This is a genomic window from Staphylococcus pettenkoferi, from assembly GCF_002902685.1.
Classification (GTDB): domain Bacteria; phylum Bacillota; class Bacilli; order Staphylococcales; family Staphylococcaceae; genus Staphylococcus; species Staphylococcus pettenkoferi.
Genome location: NZ_PPRN01000044.1, coordinates 40,053 through 58,689, shown reverse-complemented (window position 1 = coordinate 58,689; position 18,637 = coordinate 40,053). Strand labels below are relative to the sequence as shown.

General features: G+C 39.2%; 13 protein-coding genes. All 13 read right to left on the bottom strand.

The genetic code is table 11. The annotated features are described in order from the left end of the window. Position 1 precedes the first annotated feature (1 nt). The gene (gene rapZ / locus CD126_RS08820) at positions 2-907 is read right to left on the bottom strand and encodes an RNase adapter RapZ (protein ID WP_002472923.1); all 906 of its coding nucleotides are present in this window, start codon (positions 905-907) and stop codon (positions 2-4) included. Between the two features lie 345 nt (positions 908-1,252). After that, a complete protein-coding gene (trxB, locus tag CD126_RS08815) occupies positions 1,253-2,197 on the bottom strand; it encodes a thioredoxin-disulfide reductase (protein WP_103370329.1) in 945 nt (314 codons plus the stop codon). Positions 2,198-2,261: 64 nt separating this feature from the next. Further along, positions 2,262-3,698 carry a tetratricopeptide repeat protein gene (locus CD126_RS08810; protein ID WP_049408422.1) on the bottom strand — a complete coding sequence of 479 codons (1,437 nt, stop codon included), beginning with the start codon at positions 3,696-3,698 and terminating at the stop codon, positions 2,262-2,264. A gap of 20 nt (positions 3,699-3,718) precedes the next feature. Beyond that, on the bottom strand, positions 3,719-4,198 hold the full coding sequence (locus tag CD126_RS08805) for an acyltransferase (RefSeq protein ID WP_049408421.1): 480 nt from the start codon (positions 4,196-4,198) through the stop codon (positions 3,719-3,721). Beyond that, positions 4,198-5,043 carry a prolipoprotein diacylglyceryl transferase gene (gene lgt, locus CD126_RS08800; protein ID WP_049408419.1) on the bottom strand — a complete coding sequence of 282 codons (846 nt, stop codon included), beginning with the start codon at positions 5,041-5,043 and terminating at the stop codon, positions 4,198-4,200. Before lgt ends, CD126_RS08805 begins: the two co-directional genes overlap by 1 nt. Positions 5,044-5,046: 3 nt before the next feature. Beyond that, entirely contained in the window at positions 5,047-5,988 is a 942-nt protein-coding gene (gene hprK / locus CD126_RS08795) for an HPr(Ser) kinase/phosphatase (protein ID WP_103370328.1), read from the bottom strand. 497 nt (positions 5,989-6,485) lie between these two features. After that, positions 6,486-9,320, bottom strand: coding sequence for an excinuclease ABC subunit UvrA (gene uvrA, locus CD126_RS08790; RefSeq protein ID WP_049408417.1), 2,835 nt, complete (start codon positions 9,318-9,320; stop codon positions 6,486-6,488). A 5-nt stretch (positions 9,321-9,325) separates the two neighbouring features. Then, a complete protein-coding gene (gene uvrB, locus CD126_RS08785; protein ID WP_103370327.1) occupies positions 9,326-11,308 on the bottom strand; it encodes an excinuclease ABC subunit UvrB in 1,983 nt (660 codons plus the stop codon). A 371-nt stretch (positions 11,309-11,679) separates the two neighbouring features. Next, positions 11,680-11,913 (bottom strand): CsbA family protein, encoded by a 234-nt coding sequence (locus tag CD126_RS08780; RefSeq protein ID WP_040806976.1) that lies wholly within the window; start codon positions 11,911-11,913, stop codon positions 11,680-11,682. A gap of 339 nt (positions 11,914-12,252) precedes the next feature. Continuing rightward, positions 12,253-13,245 (bottom strand): CHAP domain-containing protein, encoded by a 993-nt coding sequence (locus CD126_RS08775; RefSeq protein WP_049408413.1) that lies wholly within the window; start codon positions 13,243-13,245, stop codon positions 12,253-12,255. Between the two features lie 488 nt (positions 13,246-13,733). Then, positions 13,734-14,847, bottom strand: a protein-coding gene (gene prfB / locus CD126_RS08770; RefSeq protein ID WP_100207903.1) for a peptide chain release factor 2 whose coding sequence is annotated in 2 segments (ribosomal slippage) — positions 13,734-14,774 and positions 14,776-14,847 — 1,113 coding nt in all. Because the reading frame shifts where the segments join, the coding sequence is not laid out codon by codon here. A 190-nt stretch (positions 14,848-15,037) separates the two neighbouring features. Continuing rightward, entirely contained in the window at positions 15,038-17,569 is a 2,532-nt protein-coding gene (gene secA, locus CD126_RS08765) for a preprotein translocase subunit SecA (protein WP_103370326.1), read from the bottom strand. Between the two features lie 458 nt (positions 17,570-18,027). Continuing rightward, positions 18,028-18,612, bottom strand: a complete 585-nt coding sequence (hpf, locus tag CD126_RS08760; RefSeq protein ID WP_002470980.1) for a ribosome hibernation-promoting factor, HPF/YfiA family — start codon at positions 18,610-18,612, stop codon at positions 18,028-18,030. Positions 18,613-18,637: the final 25 nt, after the last annotated feature.

Below are 18,637 nucleotides of genomic sequence, written 5' to 3'. Positions count from 1 at the left end.
ATTATTCGCCACTTTCAATATGTGCATCGCGATGTTGCACATATACATGATAATCAAAGCTTTCTTTCAATTCTGAGCCGATTCTTTTCGCTAATGCGACAGAGCGGTGCTGTCCACCTGTACAACCTATCGCAATAACAAGCTGAGATTTACCTTCTTTCTTATAACCTGGAATCATAAATTTCAATAAATCCATGAGTTTGTTATAGAAAATTTCTGTTTCTTTCCATTTCATCACATACTGATAGACACTATCATCTTCACCTGTTAAAGGTCTTAATGATTCAACATAGTACGGGTTAGGTAAGAAACGCACATCAAAGACGAGATCCGCATCAATTTGAATCCCATGCTTGAAGCCAAAGCTAGTTACGTTAATACTAAAAGGCTCGTATTTATTGGAAGTGAAGTAATCATTAATACGTTTCTTCAATTCTTTCGTTGTTAAATGTGTCGTATCAATCGTGTAATTTGCTAAACTTTTAATTTCTGATAACAGTTTGCGTTCTTCATCAATCGCTTCTACTAACGAGCGTTGACCTTGATCGTTTAATGGGTGTGCACGTCGAGACTCTTTATAACGTGAAATCAGTTTCTCATTCGTCGCTTCTAAAAACATTAAATCTACAATAACGTCATTACGACTCTTGATCTGATCAATTTCTTTAATCAAAGATTTAAATAACTCTTTACCTCTAAGGTCTATGGCAATAGCGACTTTCTGTAACGATGGATTCCCTTGCTCCATCAGTTCTACAAATTTCGGCAAGAGTATCGGCGGTAAATTATCGACACAGAAGTAGCCGATGTCTTCTAAAGTTTGTATCACAAATGATTTACCTGCCCCTGATAATCCTGTTACGACTAACAGTTCACTTTTCACAATATCTTTGTCATCTCGTTGCATTTCTCAATCCACCATCCGTTGCTTTATGTTATGTTGTTGCTGCTTTGTTTCACGTTACCTTTTCTTTAACGTCTTCTATGCTTGACCACTAGTCAACTATGTAAAATTTCAATTGTTTCAAGTTACAATCTAGAGCTGCTCTTGCGATAAAGAACGCTTGTCTCTCCATCATATTTTACATGAAAAGTCATACATATCACAATGTTAAGTTTAGGAATTGAGCTGAATATAACTATAGGCAATGCAAGTTCTTCAGACTCTATACGCCATCATTATGTATAGAAAAGAGATTCATAGAGGGTCAGAATACCCTCAATATGAATCTCTCAAAAGATCGAAACTCAATTAACCTTCAAGTTTCTCTTTCACTTGTTCGATATAGGCATTGGCACTTTGCGCTGCGATACTGCCATCACCTGTAGCTGTAACAATTTGACGTAAACCTTTCTCGCGTACGTCACCAGCAGCATAAATACCAGGGATAGATGTGCTCATATCGTCGTTGGTAACGATATAGCCTGTCTCATTTGTAATGCCTAAATCTTCAAATGGTGCTGTTAATGGTTTCATACCGATATAGATAAATACACCATCAGCATCCACTGTTTGTTCTGAACCGTCTTTAGTGGATTCAAGTGTAAGTGAGCCTACTTTACCATCTTTTTCATTAATCGTCTTCAACGTATGACTCCAAATGAAATCAACTTTGTCATTCTTGAACGCACGATCTTGTAAGATTTTTTGAGCACGTAATTCATCACGACGGTGTACAATCGTTACGCTATCTGCGAATTTAGTAAGGAACGTACCTTCTTCGACAGCTGAGTCACCGCCACCGATAACGTAAAGTTTCTTACCTTTGAAGAATGCACCGTCACATACGGCACAGTAACTTACACCTCTACCGCCGAGTTCTTGTTCACCAGGGACACCGATTTTCTTGTATTCTGCACCAGTGGAAATAATCACAGCGTAGGCTGTAATTTCTTTGTCACCTAAATTAATTACTTTATAGTCACCTTTGTCTTCAATTGACTTGATATCGCCATATTGATATTCAGCACCGAATTTCTTCGCATGCTCAAACATTTTAGTAGAAAGGTCTGGACCTGTCACAAAGTCGAAGCCAGGGAAGTTCTCAACCTCTTCTGTATTTGCCATCTGACCGCCTGGCATACCTCTTTCAATCATTACTGTACTTAAATCTGCACGAGAAGCATAAACTGCTGCTGTCATACCTGCAGGACCTGCGCCTACAATTGCAACATCGAAATCCACTTGTTCAGTCATCTACATTGCCTCCTAGTTATTTATCATCAAGCGCATTATATAACACGCCCTATCTTTGTAAAAACTATATGCTCATGAATATATCTATTGCTTTATCAAGACGATAGTAAGTTAAATCAAACCAGTCACATAGCTGTTTCTTCGTCATCTTTAGTCCTTCTGAACTGAAATACAAATAGATAGTTGCAGCTACAAAGGGTTCTACTTCAGGCAACTCGTCATAGGTATCGATTATCGTTTCGGCTAAATCAATCCATCTGATAAACACATCTTGATATTGTCGCAATGACGGTTGCTCATATATCGCTTGTAAACCCCGATGTATAAAATCCAATTTATTTAACTTCAAATCTTGAATGAGATAGGTGAGATAAAGTTTCTCGTAATCATTCATGCTCTCAAGTATCTTCCAGATTTCTTCAGTGAGTAGAATCTCTCGGCCTTTCAATTGATTAAGTAAGAAAATACCATAAATACGATAATGATCATCGTCATCTAACAATAAAGGTAAGATTTGAGTATTAAATTGTTCTTTACTCTTCTCTATCATCCAAGGTGGATAACCGCTTTCTACTTGAGAGACTTCGCGTAATTTATTCCAATAATATTCACTATCCTCAATATTTCCAAGGAAATAATTGTTATAGCTTAAGGCGTGATACATCTGTAAAGATAAGAACTTCCCTTTTTTATAGAGCGGAACGAGTAGTTTTTGAGAAGCCTCGTATTGTTTCAAGTAACTTAAGACAATGCCAAGTTTAAATGACTCGTCGTCATTCATAGGCACAACTTTACTGAGTAATTTCAAATAGCGTTGATACTTCTCTGTCTCGTTCATATTATGCAACAACAATGTATAGTGACAGAGTGCATGCACATCTGTATTATCTTCAGCAAGTAACGCTTCAAACATCGTTTTGGCTGTATCGTACTCGTTCATATACAAGTAGCACATAGCCAAGAGATTTCTCACGATGCGATGTTGCTGGATTTCTTCACTTTGTCTATAAATGAAATCATGAGCCGCTTCCATACGTCCCTGAGAGAATAAATATTGGAAGATGAGTTGAGTCGAGAATAATTGCGCTTCCTTTTCCAAATTCTCTGGTGCATGATAAGAGACTTCGAACATCGACTCTAACTCTTTTTGATAATCTTTATTGCCTGAAATAATCACGTAGTTAATTCCAAATAAGAATGCTTTGTTCGGTTCATTTAATGTAATGTTTAATTGACTTAATTCATAATAGCTCTCTTCGACATTCGCACCTTCTGCGATTTGTTCGAAATAGAGCGCTTCAGCCTTTTTACCTAAACCTAATTTCGTCAATGACGTAGCATATTTATTCAGCACTTGAAAGTCTTGAGGTGACGCTTCCAGCACTTTTTGAAAATACGTTGCCGCTTTTTTAAAATCTTGTTGCGCAAATCGATGCTCAGCCATATTTCGATAGAAACTTTCATCTCTCTTCATCGGGATCACATTATTGCGTTGTGCCATGGAGTCACCTCCTTTAATCTTTAGTCTTTAATAATTTGCATTGGATTTCCTTTTACTAAAGCACCATCAGGAACATCTTTACTCACGACAGTTCCTGCAGCGACTTGAACATTTGATCCAATATGAATACCAGGTAGTATTATAACATTCGCACCTATCAATGTATTGTCACCAATATTTACTCGACCTTTACGATGTGCTTGAACTGTGAATTCATGAGTGAGTATGGTCGTGTTATATCCAATGACACAATTCTCACCTATCGTTATCAGTTCAGGATAGAGTAAATCCGGCACAACTTTAAAAGCAAATGCTGTATGTTGACCAATCGTCATGTTTAACAAATGAATATATACCCAGCGCTTGAACTTTAAACTGGGTATATAACGTGTTAACTCTATGATCAGTGTATTCTTAAATAAACGGCCGCGTTGCACAAAGCGATACATTTGCCACAGTGGGTTGGCACCTTTCACTTTCTGTTCTTGTAACTTACGCACTAACGCTCACCTGCTCGTTGATTTGGCCATGGTAAAGGCTTAGCTTCTTTAAAACGTTGCGGTTTGAACTTCACATGTCTAACAATAATGATGACAATACCCACAATCACGAGAACGATAGACATCAGTTGGGCGATGCGGATATGACTCGTCAACATTAAACTATCAGTACGTAATCCTTCCACAAAGAAACGACCGATTGAATACCAAATGAGATATAATGCAAACGTATCACCGATTCTCAAGTGCTTGCGTAGACTGAGTAGGATGATAAATCCAAGGACATCCCAAATCGATTCATATAAAAATGTTGGATGATAGTAAACACCATTAATATACATATTATCAATAATAAAGTCAGGAATATGTAAGTGTTCTAAAAATGAGCGTGACACTGGTCCGCCATGCGCCTCATGGTTCATAAAGTTACCCCAACGTCCGATACCTTGAGCAAGTATCATACTTGGCGCGGCAATATCTCCCATTTGAAATGGATTAATATTTTTACGCTTACAGATGAAAATACCTGTAATGAAGCCACCGATAATACCACCGTGAATGGCAATGCCTCCATGCCAGATCTTCGGTATTTCCGCTGGGTGCTGCGCATAATATGGAAATTGGAAGATAACAAAGTAAATCCGAGCGACGATAAAGCCAATAATCGCACTCCAAAAGAGAATATCTACGAGTACGTCTTTATCAAATCCGACACGTTGAAGTGTTCGTTGCGCTATAAAGTAACCTAATAATATGCCACAAGCGATGATAATACCGTACCATCGCACTGCAATAGGGCCTAATTGAAAGGCAACGGGATCGATGTAATTTAGAGTTAAATTCATGCCTTAGTTCTCCTTGTCCTGTTCTTTCTGGCTATTTCTTAATATTTCGGCGTTTAAACGGTCATTAAATTCTTCCGCTGTATTAATCCCCATGACATTCAAGCGATAATTCATCGCTGCAACTTCGATAATGACCGCAACGTTACGACCTGGTCGCACTGGAATGGTCTTCTTCTTAATTTCCGTTTCTAATATTCGCAGCGTTTCTTCGTTAAGTCCAACGCGATCATACAATTTATCTTCATGCCAATTTTCTAAATGAATATTCAAACGTATACGTTTTTCTGTAAGTATTGAACCTGCGCCAAAGAGTGTCATCACATTGATGATACCTAATCCTCGAATTTCAAGTAAATGTTCGATGAGTTTAGGTGGCTTTCCGATAAGTTCGTCTTTCGTGATTTCACGAATTTCTACGTTATCATCTGCAACGAGACGGTGTCCACGTTTGATAAGTTCTAGTGCAGTTTCACTTTTACCTATGCCAGAATCACCTGTGATTAAGACACCTACGCCATATACGTCGACAAGCACGCCATGGATTGACGTCGTCTTAGCAAGTTCGTGTTCTAAAAAAGTAGTAAGTCGACTCATGAGCTGCGTTGTCGCTACTGATGACATAATGAGAGGCGTATCGAGTTCTTCAGCTGCTTGATACAATTCTTGAGGTGGCTCAAGATCACGAGTCACAATAATAGCGGGCGTTTCAGGACGGCACAATTTGCGCATACGCCCTTGTCTCTCCTCGTCTGGTAATAAATTATAGAACGATAACTCTGTCGTTCCGAGCAGTTGAATGCGGTCTGAAGCATAGTGAGAGAAATAGCCTGCCATTTCAAGGCCTGGTCTTGAAATATCAGTATTCATAATCTTCTTATTCAAACCTTGTTCTCCAGCCACGAGTTTCAGTTCAAAGCGTTCAATAATACTTTTCGTAGTTAACATCCGTACACCTCTATCACTCTTAGTACTTTTCAAGTCAGCTGATGCTGATTGATGTAAAAGTCACTACATTCATTTCATTCTATCATTATTTCACTATAAAAGTGAATTGCTCTAATCATTGTCATAAAATAGTAACCTTGGAAGTGGCTCAGAAATATGCAATATCGTAGTTCTATCACCACAAGTAGTGCGAGAGTTTGAGACAGCTACGTGCCCTCTTGTATTCAACCAGCTACCCCGCTTTATATTAAAGGTATATTTTCATGAAAATCGGCAATGATTCAAAACAGATTCTTATCTTACATAGTGAATTGTAATATGCATACACTCATTACACCATACTACTTTAGTGTCATGATATCAAAAAGCATTATTGGAACACACTAAAAGTTGACTAGAAATGGTATAAATAGCGAAGTAAAACGTGAGATGCAATGATATAAAAAGGCATTCTCACTTTCTAACTCACTCAAGAAAATGAGAATGCCAATTTCTATCTAATGGCGTGTATCTCTTTCTAATACAGGTTTCAAGTATTGACCTGTATAACTTTCTTTAACTTCAGCCACCTCTTCAGGTGTACCTGTCGCTACAATGGTGCCACCACCGTCGCCACCTTCTGGTCCTAAATCAATCAGATAGTCTGCTTTCTTAATAACATCTAAGTTATGCTCGATAATTACCACGGTATCTCCATTGTCTACAAGTTTATTGAGCACATTCAGTAGACGACGAATATCATCAACGTGAAGTCCTGTCGTTGGTTCGTCTAAGATGTAGATTGAACGGCCTGTAGAGCGTTTGTGTAATTCGGAAGCAAGTTTAACACGTTGCGCTTCACCACCTGAAAGTGTCGTCGCAGGTTGACCTAACTTCACATAACCTAAACCTACATCTACCAATGTCTTCAACTTGCGGTGAATCTTCGGCACATTTTCGAAGAAGTGGGTTGCTTCTTCTGCCGTCATCGCAAGCACATCCGCGATATTCTTACCTTTATAAGTCACTTCTAATGTTTCGCGATTATAGCGTTTACCATCACAAACTTCACAAGGTACATACACATCCGGTAAGAAGTGCATTTCAATCTTGATGATTCCGTCACCTTTACATGCTTCACAACGTCCACCTTTAACGTTGAAGCTGAAACGGCCTTTAGAATAGCCTCTGATCTTCGCTTCATTCGTTTGAGCGAAGATGTCACGTATATCATCGAACACACCCGTATAAGTCGCCGGGTTAGAACGCGGAGTACGTCCAATTGGAGATTGATCGATATCAATAACTTTATCAAGTTGATCAAGTCCATCGATACCATCGTTATCACCAGGTTTTACTTTCGAGTTATTAATTTCTTTCGATAACGTCTTGTAGAGCACTTCGTTGACTAATGAACTTTTACCAGAACCTGACACACCAGTAACTACCGTCATTGTAGATAGAGGTAAATCCACGTTAACGTCCTTCAAGTTATTGCTACGCGCACCTTTGATATGAAGCTTTCTATCTGTAATTTCACGTCGATGTTCAGGAACTTCTATTAACTTCTGACCACTCAAATACTGACCAGTAAGCGATGATTTCTTTCTCATGACTTGCTTAGGTGTACCGCTCGCAACGATTTCACCGCCATGCTCACCTGCACCAGGACCAACATCAATAAGATAATCCGCTGCACGCATAGTATCATCGTCGTGTTCAACTACGATTAATGTATTACCTAAATCACGCATCTCTTTTAACGTATTGATGAGACGGTCATTATCACGTTGATGTAAACCAATTGAAGGTTCATCAAGCACATATAATACACCTGTCAGTCTTGAACCTATCTGAGTAGCTAAGCGAATACGTTGTGCTTCACCACCTGATAAAGTTCCTGCTGATCGATCTAATGTAAGATACTCAAGTCCCACATTATACAAGAATTTCAGACGTGAATAGATTTCTTTAAGAATTTGATCTGCAATTGTACGATCTTGACTAGAAAGTTCAAGGTTGTCGTAATAATTTAACGCTTCTCCAATGGAATAAGCCACAACGTCGCCTATATTTTTATTTCCTACATAAACAGAGAGTGCTTCACGACTCAAACGTTTACCATGACAAGTTTGACATGTAAGCTGCGTCATATACTTGCTCATCATCTCGCGCGTGTACTCTGAAGGTGATTCATGATAACGGCGGTTAACGTTGTGAACAACCCCTTCAAATTCCATAGTTCTTTTACGTTTCTGTCCGTTTCTTTGACGGAACATAAATTCAATCTTCTTACCTTTTGAACCATACATTAAAATGTCTTTCTGACGTTGTGTGAGCTTCTTGTAAGGTTTATCCATATCAATTTTATAAACTTCACACACGCGTTTCAGTAGCGTTGGATAGAAATCGGAGCTCGTTGGTTCCCAAGGCAATATAGCACCTTCATTCAACGTCTTGTTTGGGTCAGGTACGACTAAATCTAAATCTACACGTAGGATTTGTCCTAGACCGTCACATGTTGGACAAGCACCAAACGGACTGTTGAAACTAAACATACGAGGCTCTAATTCGCCTATAGAAAAACCACAGATTGGACACGCATGGTTCTCTGAGAATTTCATCTCTTCGTCACCGATGACATCAACAATGAGCGTACCTTCTGAGAGTTGAAGCGCCGTTTCAATAGAATCTGCAAGACGTGTTTCGATGCCTGATTTAACTACTAATCGATCGACTACAACCTCAATTGAATGATTCTTATTCTTATCTAATTCAGGTACCTCATTGACATCCGTAATCTCACCGTCGACACGTACACGGACATAACCTTTCTTACTAATATCGTCGATAAGCTTTTCATGTGAGCCTTTGCGATGTGAAACGACAGGTGCTAAGAGTTGAATCTTCGTACGTTCCTCTAAATCGAGTATACGATCCGTCATTTGTTGTACCGTTTGAGATTCGATTTCTATACCGTGGTTAGGACAATATGGCTTGCCTACACGGGCATACAATAAACGAATATAATCGTAAATTTCCGTTACTGTTGCAACAGTAGAACGCGGGTTCTTACTCGTCGTTTTCTGATCGATTGATATCGCTGGAGATAACCCTTCAATACTGTCGACATCTGGCTTATCCATTTGACCTAAGAATTGACGCGCGTATGCACTGAGTGATTCGACATAGCGTCTTTGTCCTTCAGCATAAATCGTATCAAAAGCAAGTGAAGATTTACCTGAACCTGATAAACCTGTCATCACGACGAGTTTATTCTTAGGTATTTCGATATCTACACCTTTTAAATTGTGTGCTCTTGCTCCTCTAATTGAAATGGATGGTTGTTTCATTCATGTCACCCTTCTGCTTTTAATTCAAATAACATATCACGAAGTTCGGTTGCTTTCTCGAAGTCGAGATCTTTCGCTGCTTGTTTCATTTCTTTTTCTATATTATCAATTGTTTTTTTACGCTCTTTTTTAGACATTTTCTTAGGCACTTCGGTTTGTTTCTTCTCGTTCGTGTCGTCGTTCTCCACCGTCGCGCTGATAACATCGTGAATCTTCTTATTAATTGTAGTAGGCGTGATATTATGTTCTTCATTAAATTTCATTTGAATTTCACGACGACGTTGCGTTTCGTCTATGGCATGTTGCATAGAATCTGTGATCTTATCGCCGTACATGATTACTTCCCCTTCGCTATTACGCGCTGCACGTCCGATAGTTTGGACGAGAGAGCGTTCCGAACGAAGGAATCCTTCTTTATCGGCATCGAGAATTACTACAAGAGAAACTTCTGGTATATCAAGTCCCTCTCTCAAGAGGTTAATCCCTACAATAACATCATACGTACCCATACGTAAGTCACGAATCGTTTCAATTCGCTCGAGCGTCTTAATTTCCGAGTGTAAGTAATTGACTTTGATTCCCGCTTCTTTCATATATGTCGTTAAGTCTTCACTCATCTTCTTGGTTAATGTCGTAACTAGGACACGCTCATTTCGCTCGATACGCGTGTGAATTTCACTGAGTAAGTCATCAATTTGATTCTCAGTTGGTCGGACATCAATTTTAGGATCCAATAAGCCTGTTGGACGGATGATTTGTTCCACCATCTCGTCGGTATGTTCCATTTCATACGGACCAGGCGTAGCTGAAACATAAACGAGTTGATTCGTTTTCTCTTCAAACTCTTCAAATTTAAGTGGACGGTTATCCATTGCACTTGGTAAACGGAAACCGTGATCGACTAACACTTGTTTACGCGCACGGTCACCATTATACATTCCACGAATCTGAGGTAACGTCACGTGAGATTCATCAATCATAACTAACCAGTCGTCACCAAAGTAATCAAGCAATGTATATGGTGTAGAGCCTAATGGACGTAATGTTAGATGCACAGAGTAGTTCTCGATTCCAGAACAGAAGCCCATTTCTCTCATCATCTCTAAATCATAGTTCGTACGTTGCTCGAGACGTTGTGCCTCTAATAGTTTGTTCTCAGAACGCAATTCTTCTAAACGCTCTTCAAGTTCTTTCTCGATGCGTTGAATCGCCACTTTCATCTTCTCATCACGAGTAACGAAGTGGGAAGCCGGGAAGATCGCAAAATGTTCTCTATCTCTGAGCACTTCACCTGTTAAGTAGTTAACTTCACGGATGCGATCAATTTCATCACCAAAGAATTCCACACGGATACACATTTCTTCTCGAGAAGCAGGGAAGATTTCTACGACGTCCCCTCTCACTCTAAAAGTACCGCGTTGGAAATCAATATCATTGCGTGTATATTGAACATCAACGAGTTTACGTAATAACTCGCTGCGATCCATTTCCATACCTACTCGAATACTAACTACTAAGTCGCGGTATTCTTTCGGGTTCCCTAAACCGTAAATACAGCTGACACTAGCGATGATAATGACATCGTCTCTTTCAAATAACGCACTCGTAGCAGAGTGACGTAATTGGTCAATTTCATCGTTAATAGAAGCATCTTTCTCAATAAAGGTGTCAGTTGAAGGTACATACGCTTCAGGTTGATAATAATCATAGTAACTTACGAAATATTCTACTCTATTTTCAGGGAAGAACTCTTTAAACTCACTGTAAAGTTGCCCCGCCAACGTCTTGTTATGAGCAATTATTAAGGTAGGTTTGCCTACTTCTTTAATGACGTTACTCATCGTAAAGGTCTTACCTGTACCTGTGGCCCCCAGTAAGGTTTGATGACGTTTACCTGCTTTAACGCCGTCTGCAATCTTTTTAATCGCTTGAGGTTGATCCCCTTGTGGTTCGAATTCGGAAGATAACTTAAATGGATGGTGCTCCATATATCATACACTCCTATTAATTAATCGCTTAAGTTGTCATCTTTGACACTTCTTATTTCTATTCGCCCGTTATACTTATTCATATTTTAACAGATTCAGCATACGAAGTCCAAACGTTTGTTCGCTTCTTATCAACTTATTTACTAGCATAAAAAAGAGTCTGAGACAAAATCAAAATTTACTCAAGAAGTTATTTTAAGCTAGCTATTTATTTATCTCAGAAGTGAATTACCTTTAATATATCGGGTCATTTTTCAGTATAAAAAAACAAACATAGTTACTTAACTATGTTTGCCTATTTTAAAAATTTTAAACCTGTAGGGCTAGCGTCTAGCCGGCCATATAATAAGAACAGAAATGGAACTTTACAGTTACTCATCATCTTGATGTTTATGAAACTGTAATTGATCGATAATAAGATAACCTGCCGCCAGTGAAACAACATCTATAAATATAATCCACTCGTTATGAAAGAAGCCTTTCCAAACAGAGACGCCAATCAATATTAATGTCAGTAATGTGCCAACCCACTTGCTGCGTGTGAGCACACTAAAAAGCACTATTAGTACGCACGGAAAGAACGCTGCCATGAAATACCAAATCAATTCGCTTCACCCATTTCTCTTCTTCAAAATACTTACTCAAGTTGAACGCACTATTATAATATTTCTTCAATTTCATACTTCAATTCCACTAACTTTTAACGTACGAATTTCCTAGATAAGTGGTTATCTAAATTATGCAAGTTTTAGCGTTATTTTTCAAAGTATTTTATAAGAGGATTTGAAATTTATTGTCGTATAGTTAAAGACATTAAACCTTCGCATTAATAAAGGAGCGATGCCGACACTCTACTCATTTCTTCTACTCTACAAAAAACACGCCAACATCTACCGTAAAACGATAGAAATTGACGCGTCTATATTGTTATTCATAGCTGTATCCTAGTGGATGTAGCTGTATTGACCTGGGTTTGTAACTGTACGGTATGATTTCTTACCGAAACCGCCATTCCAGTTCATTTCAGAAACAAGGATTGAACCATCATTGTTCTTTCTTTCAACGACTCCTACGTGACCATAGCTACCTGCAGTAGTTTGGAAGACTGCACCAACTTCAGGTGTACGGTTTACAGTGTAACCGTTACGTTGCGCAGCATTTGCCCAGTTATTCGCATTGCCCCAATAGTTACCGATGCCACGGCCTAACTGTTGACGGCGTTCAAATGCGTAGTAAGTACAGTAACCCCAACTGTAAGAGTTAGCAGCATTTGTAGATGCTGGATGATGTACTGTTGCAGGCGCTGAGTAATGTTGTGACGCTTGAGGCGCTTTATTTGACGTTGTATAACTTTGTGGCGCTATTGGCGTATAAGATTGAGTGTATGATGCTGGAGATGAAGTTTGTCCAGTCGTAGGTGCTGTTTGAGTTGCTGGTGCTTGTGTTACAACTCCTGAATTAGCATTGTACGATGGTGCTGAGTTATTAGCATTGTATGATGCATAGTTTGAATTTGATGCATAAGTCGTACCACCTTGGCTATAGGCTTGGTATAAGTTATATAAATGCGCAGAACCCTTTTCAGAAATCGCTAGTAAGTCACCTGGGTGAATCACATCACCTAAGTAAGGGTTTAATTGATAAAGTTGTTCTACTGTTAAGTCGTGAGCCGCTGCGATACCTTGAATTGAATCGCCTGCTTTCACTTCATAAATATCTACATCAGGAATGATAAGATCAGTTCCTGCATTTACTGAATTACTATTTATATTATTAAGAGATTTAAGTTCGTTTGAATTAGTCGCAAATGTTGAAGCTATATCAGATAATTGTGCATCATCTTTCACAGTGTGAACTTGATCTGCAGAGGCAACGCCATGAATTCCGAAAAACAAAGCTGCTGATGAGACTGCTGATAATGTAATCGTTTTCTTCATAATTAGTTCAATCCTTCGCTGTAATTATTTTGTTAAACTTACTATAGCACAATTCTGAGTGGTAATATTATATGTCATCATTATGTAATATAAAAGTGAAATGATCATGCGCTTTAATTGTCGAACCACTTCCTCCACCCCTCATAATCCTAGTATTATCAAGGGTTTGCCCTAGTTTAGCAAAATGCCCTCCATTCTGCTTTGTAACACAACTGCATGAACATTTCATTTAGTTATCTCACTGAAAATGTATACTTACAATATAATTCTCTCCGATCACTTGTTCACTGCACCTTTAACGTTGCCCATCTGCTCCTAAATCCCACCCTTTTATACATCCTCTGTAATAACGATATTTTTCAAACTTACAGTAAATTGACTATCAACCTTGCCCTCTCTCAACTTTTACAACCTACTCAAAAAACATAAAAAGAGCAGACAGAAGCGCCTCAAACACTTCCTGCCTACTCACGTTTATAAGTGCAATATTAAGATTCTTGATCAATTTGGCTACGTAAATACGCTTCGATAAACGGTCCAATATCGCCGTCCATCACTGCATCAACTTTACCTGTTTCAGTATTCGTACGATGGTCTTTCACCATAGAATATGGATGGAAGACGTATGAACGGATTTGACTACCCCATCCAATTTCTTTCTGTTCACCGCGAATTTCAGCCATTTCTTGTTCTTGCTCTTCTAATTTAAGTTGATACAATTTCGCTTTCAACATCTTCATCGCTGCTTCACGGTTCTTAATTTGTGAACGCTCGTTCTGGTTGTTAACGACAATACCAGTTGGGTGGTGGGTAATACGGATAGCGGATTCCGTCTTGTTAATGTGCTGACCGCCTGCACCAGAAGCTCGGAACGTATCTACAGAGATATCATCTGGATTAATTTCAATTTCTATTTCATTGTTATCAAATTCTGGAATGACGTCACATGATGCAAATGACGTATGTCGACGACCAGAAGAGTCGAATGGTGAGATACGCACAAGACGATGGACACCTTTTTCAGCTTTCAAATAACCATAAGCGTTGTGCCCTTTAATGATAAGCGTCACGCTCTTCACGCCCGCTTCATCGCCTGGAAGATAGTCCGCAACTTCAACTTTGAACCCTTTCTGCTCGCAGTAACGTTGATACATGCGCAACAACATGCTCGTCCAATCTTGAGATTCTGTACCTCCTGCACCTGGGTGAAGCTCTAAGATAGCATTATTAGCATCGTAAGGTCCGTCGAGCAGCAGTTGAAGTTCGAAAGAATCCAACTTGCTTTGATAATCTTCCACATCTGACTCTAAATCTTGTTTCATGTCCTCATCATACTCTTCAGCTAACAATTCACGCGTTGCATCCATATCTTCGAGTGTGCTTTCTAAATCGCGGAAACCATTCACGACTGATTTCAAAGCGTTATTCTTATCGATGATCTCTTGCGCTTTGTTCTGATCATCCCAGAATGATGGATCTGCCATCATCTCTTCATATTCCTGGATGTTTGTCTCTTTCTCCTCTAAGTCAAAGAGACCCCCTAATTTGGTCGAGTTTCGCCGCATAGGCATCGATATTACGTTTGATTTCGGATAATTCCATTCTTATCTCTCCTCATTCACAATTACTTTTTATTCATTTTAACATATATCTCCACTAGGCTGAGTCTTGATTGATAAACGTGGCCACTGTTCACACACTACTGAGTAAAAAGATCTCAACATTAGCGGTGTCATAAACACCCCGCTCAACGTTGAGACCTTAGTCAAATTAGCATAGGCTTACATTCGCTTTAAGCCCCATGACAATTTTTATATTTCTTACCACTACCACAAGGGCAAGGATCGTTACGTCCTACTTCCTCACCTTTAACGTAAGGTTGTGGTTTCACTTTTTCTTTACCATCTTCAGCATTCACATGTTCTGCTTTGCCTAGGTCTTTTGTTTTTTCACGTTCAACATCGTCTTCAACAGTAATAACTGATTTCAAGATATATTTGCTGACATCTTCTTCGATTGCTGTCATCATATCCTCAAACAGTTGATGACCTTCGTTTTGATAATCACGAAGTGGGTTCTGTTGACCATAAGAACGGAGATGAATACCTTGTCTTAATTGATCCATCGTGTCGATATGATCTGTCCAGTGTGCATCGATAGAACGTAGTAAGATCATGCGTTCGAACTCATTGAACTGCTCGCCAATCTTAGAACGTTGGCTTTCTAATACTTTTTCAATCTTAGCCCAAACCACTTCAAAGATATCTTCGTGGTCTTTACCTCGAATATCTTCAACTTTTAAGTCGCCTTCACTTAAGAACACATCGTCTACGTAATTGATGAATGGCTCGTAATCTGGATCGTCCTCTTCTTCGTTAATGTAATAACGAATCGCTGTTTCAAGCGTAGAACGTAACATACCTTGAACAAGTTCGTCACTAGATTCACTATCGATAATGTTATTACGTTCGCCATAAATAATTTCACGTTGTTTACGTAATACATCGTCATATTCAAGAATACGTTTACGCGCATCGAAGTTGTTACCTTCAACACGTTTCTGAGCAGATTCGACTGCACGAGAGACCATACGAGATTCAATTGGCGTTGAATCATCCATACCTAAACGGTTCATCATTTTTTGTAAACGATCTGAACCGAAACGCACCATCAATTCGTCTTGAAGTGATAAGTAGAAACGGCTGTCACCTTTGTCACCTTGACGACCAGAACGACCACGTAATTGGTCATCGATACGGCGAGATTCGTGACGTTCAGTACCAATAACCGCAAGACCACCAAGTTCTTCGACACCTTCGCCTAGTTTGATGTCGGTACCACGACCGGCCATGTTAGTCGCGATAGTAACGGCACCTTTTTGACCTGCTTTAGAAACGATGTCTGCTTCGCGTTCGTGGTTCTTCGCGTTGAGTACGTCATGACGTACGCCACGTTTCTTCAAGAGATTAGAGATATATTCACTGGTTTCAACCGCTACAGTACCTAAGAGAATCGGTTGACCTTTCTTGTGTTTCTCAATAACATCTTCGACTACCGCATCAAATTTACCTTTTTGGCTAATGTAAATAAGGTCTGGTTTGTCGATACGTTGCACCGGTCTATTCGTAGGAATTTGCGTAACTGTCATATTGTAGATGTTACGGAACTCTTCCTCTTCCGTCTTCGCTGTACCCGTCATACCAGATAATTTGTTATACATACGGAAGTAGTTCTGGAATGTGATAGACGCCATCGTCTTAGATTCGTTCTGAATTTGAACGCCCTCTTTCGCTTCAATCGCTTGATGAAGACCTTCAGAGAAACGACGTCCTGGCATTGTACGTCCAGTAAATTGGTCTACGATGAGCACTTCGCCCTCGTGTACCATATAGTCAACATCACGTTGAAGTGTCACGTGAGCACGTAATGCCGTGTTGATATGACTAATAATTTCTACGTTTTTCACATCGTAAAGGTTGTCGATCTTGAACATACGTTCAGCTTTATCGATACCTTGTTCTGTTAGTTGAACAGATTTCGTTTTCTTGTCATAGTTATAGTCTTCTTCATTTTTTAACATTTTAGCGAACACATTAGCCTGCGTATAGAGTGAAGTTGATTTCTCCGCTTCTCCTGAGATAATGAGCGGTGTACGCGCTTCATCAATTAGAATAGAGTCGACCTCATCAATGATAGCGAAGTGAAGTGGGCGCATAACACGTTCTTCAGCATAATTCACCATGTTATCTCTCAAGTAATCGAAACCGAGCTCGTTGTTCGTACTGTAAGTGATATCAGATGCATAGGCCTCACGTTTCTCTTCTGTAGATTTACTGTTCAAGTTTAAGCCTACAGTCAAACCTAGGAAGTTATAGAGCTCTGCCATCTCTTCACTTTGAACACTAGATAAATATTCGTTGACGGTGATGACGTGCACACCACGACCAGCTAAGGCGTTGAGGTATGTTGGCATAGTAGCCGTCAACGTCTTACCTTCACCCGTTCTCATCTCTGCAATGTCACCTTTGTGAATAGCAATACCACCCATGACTTGGACACGGTAAGGTGACATATTGAAGACACGTTTCGCACCTTCACGAACGAGTGCATAGGCTTCTGGCAAGATATCATCTAACATCTTGTTCTGTTTCTTCACATCTTCTTCAGCATGTAATTTCTCTTGGAATGCTTTCGTCTTTTCTTTGATTTCGTCATCAGTCAATAGCGATATATCTTCTTCTAGAGCAAGCACTTTATCAGCGATTTTGCCTAAGCGCTTAACCTCCTTCTTATTACCATCAGCTAATTTTGATAAAAAACCCATTCTGTTCGCTCCTTTAGCTTTAATAACATCTAAGCTTACAACAATTTATCATATCATTTTTCTGAGTAAAATTGTACTCTCGCACCCCAAGCGTGCGATTTATTATTAAATTTATATATCTGTGAGTAAACACCGTTATTTCTTTTAAAACTTCTTATTATAACGTTGCTCATTCATAGTACACGAAATCATCATACAACCTAAAATTGTATCGTCTTGATAGTTATTTACTCGTATTGTCAATACCACTTTACTTATAACATTTCACTTTAACTTCGCACAACAAAAGCGCGTCTCTGACCGTTTCACTTAAGCAATCGTCGACGCGCTCTAGATTATTTATGATATTGTTAACAATTAATGACTCTCGCCACATTGAACGATTATTACTTTATTTACTGACTTGAAAGTCGAGTACTTCTTCTCATCTCATGTCGAGGTTAAACCAGAGTCGTTAATTATTCTTCAGTCGTTTCGATTAGGCCGTATTTACCGTTCTTACGTTTATAAACGATGCTAGTTCCTTCAGTGTCTCTATCTCTAAAGACGAAGAAATCGTGGCCTAATAGATTCATTTGTAACACTGCTTCTTCGGCGTCCATCGGTTTCAGACTGAATTGTTTAGAACGGATGATTTCAATTTCGTCTTCGTCATCGTCCTTATCCGCTTCAGTGTTGTAAGTCGCTTTGATTTCTTGATCATCAGGCAGTGCCGCAAAGACATCTTGAATACCGTGGTCTCTGTTCTTTCTGTTCACACGTGTTTTATACTTTCTGACCTGTCTTTCAAGTTTGCTAGTGATTAAATCAATGCCTGCATACAAGTCATCATGGCGTTCTTCAGCTCTTAAAGTCACATTCTTAAGCGGAATAGTCACTTCAATCTTAGTCGCTGAATTGTGATACGTCTTCACTTTAACGTGTGCTGTTGCATTCGGAACGTTATTGAAATAGCGTTCTAACTTACCGATCTTCTCCTCGATGTAGTTGCGAATCGCATCAGTAATAGTGAGGTTCTCTCCATGAATTTCAAATCTAATCATTGCAATCGACTCCTTTAAAACCTCT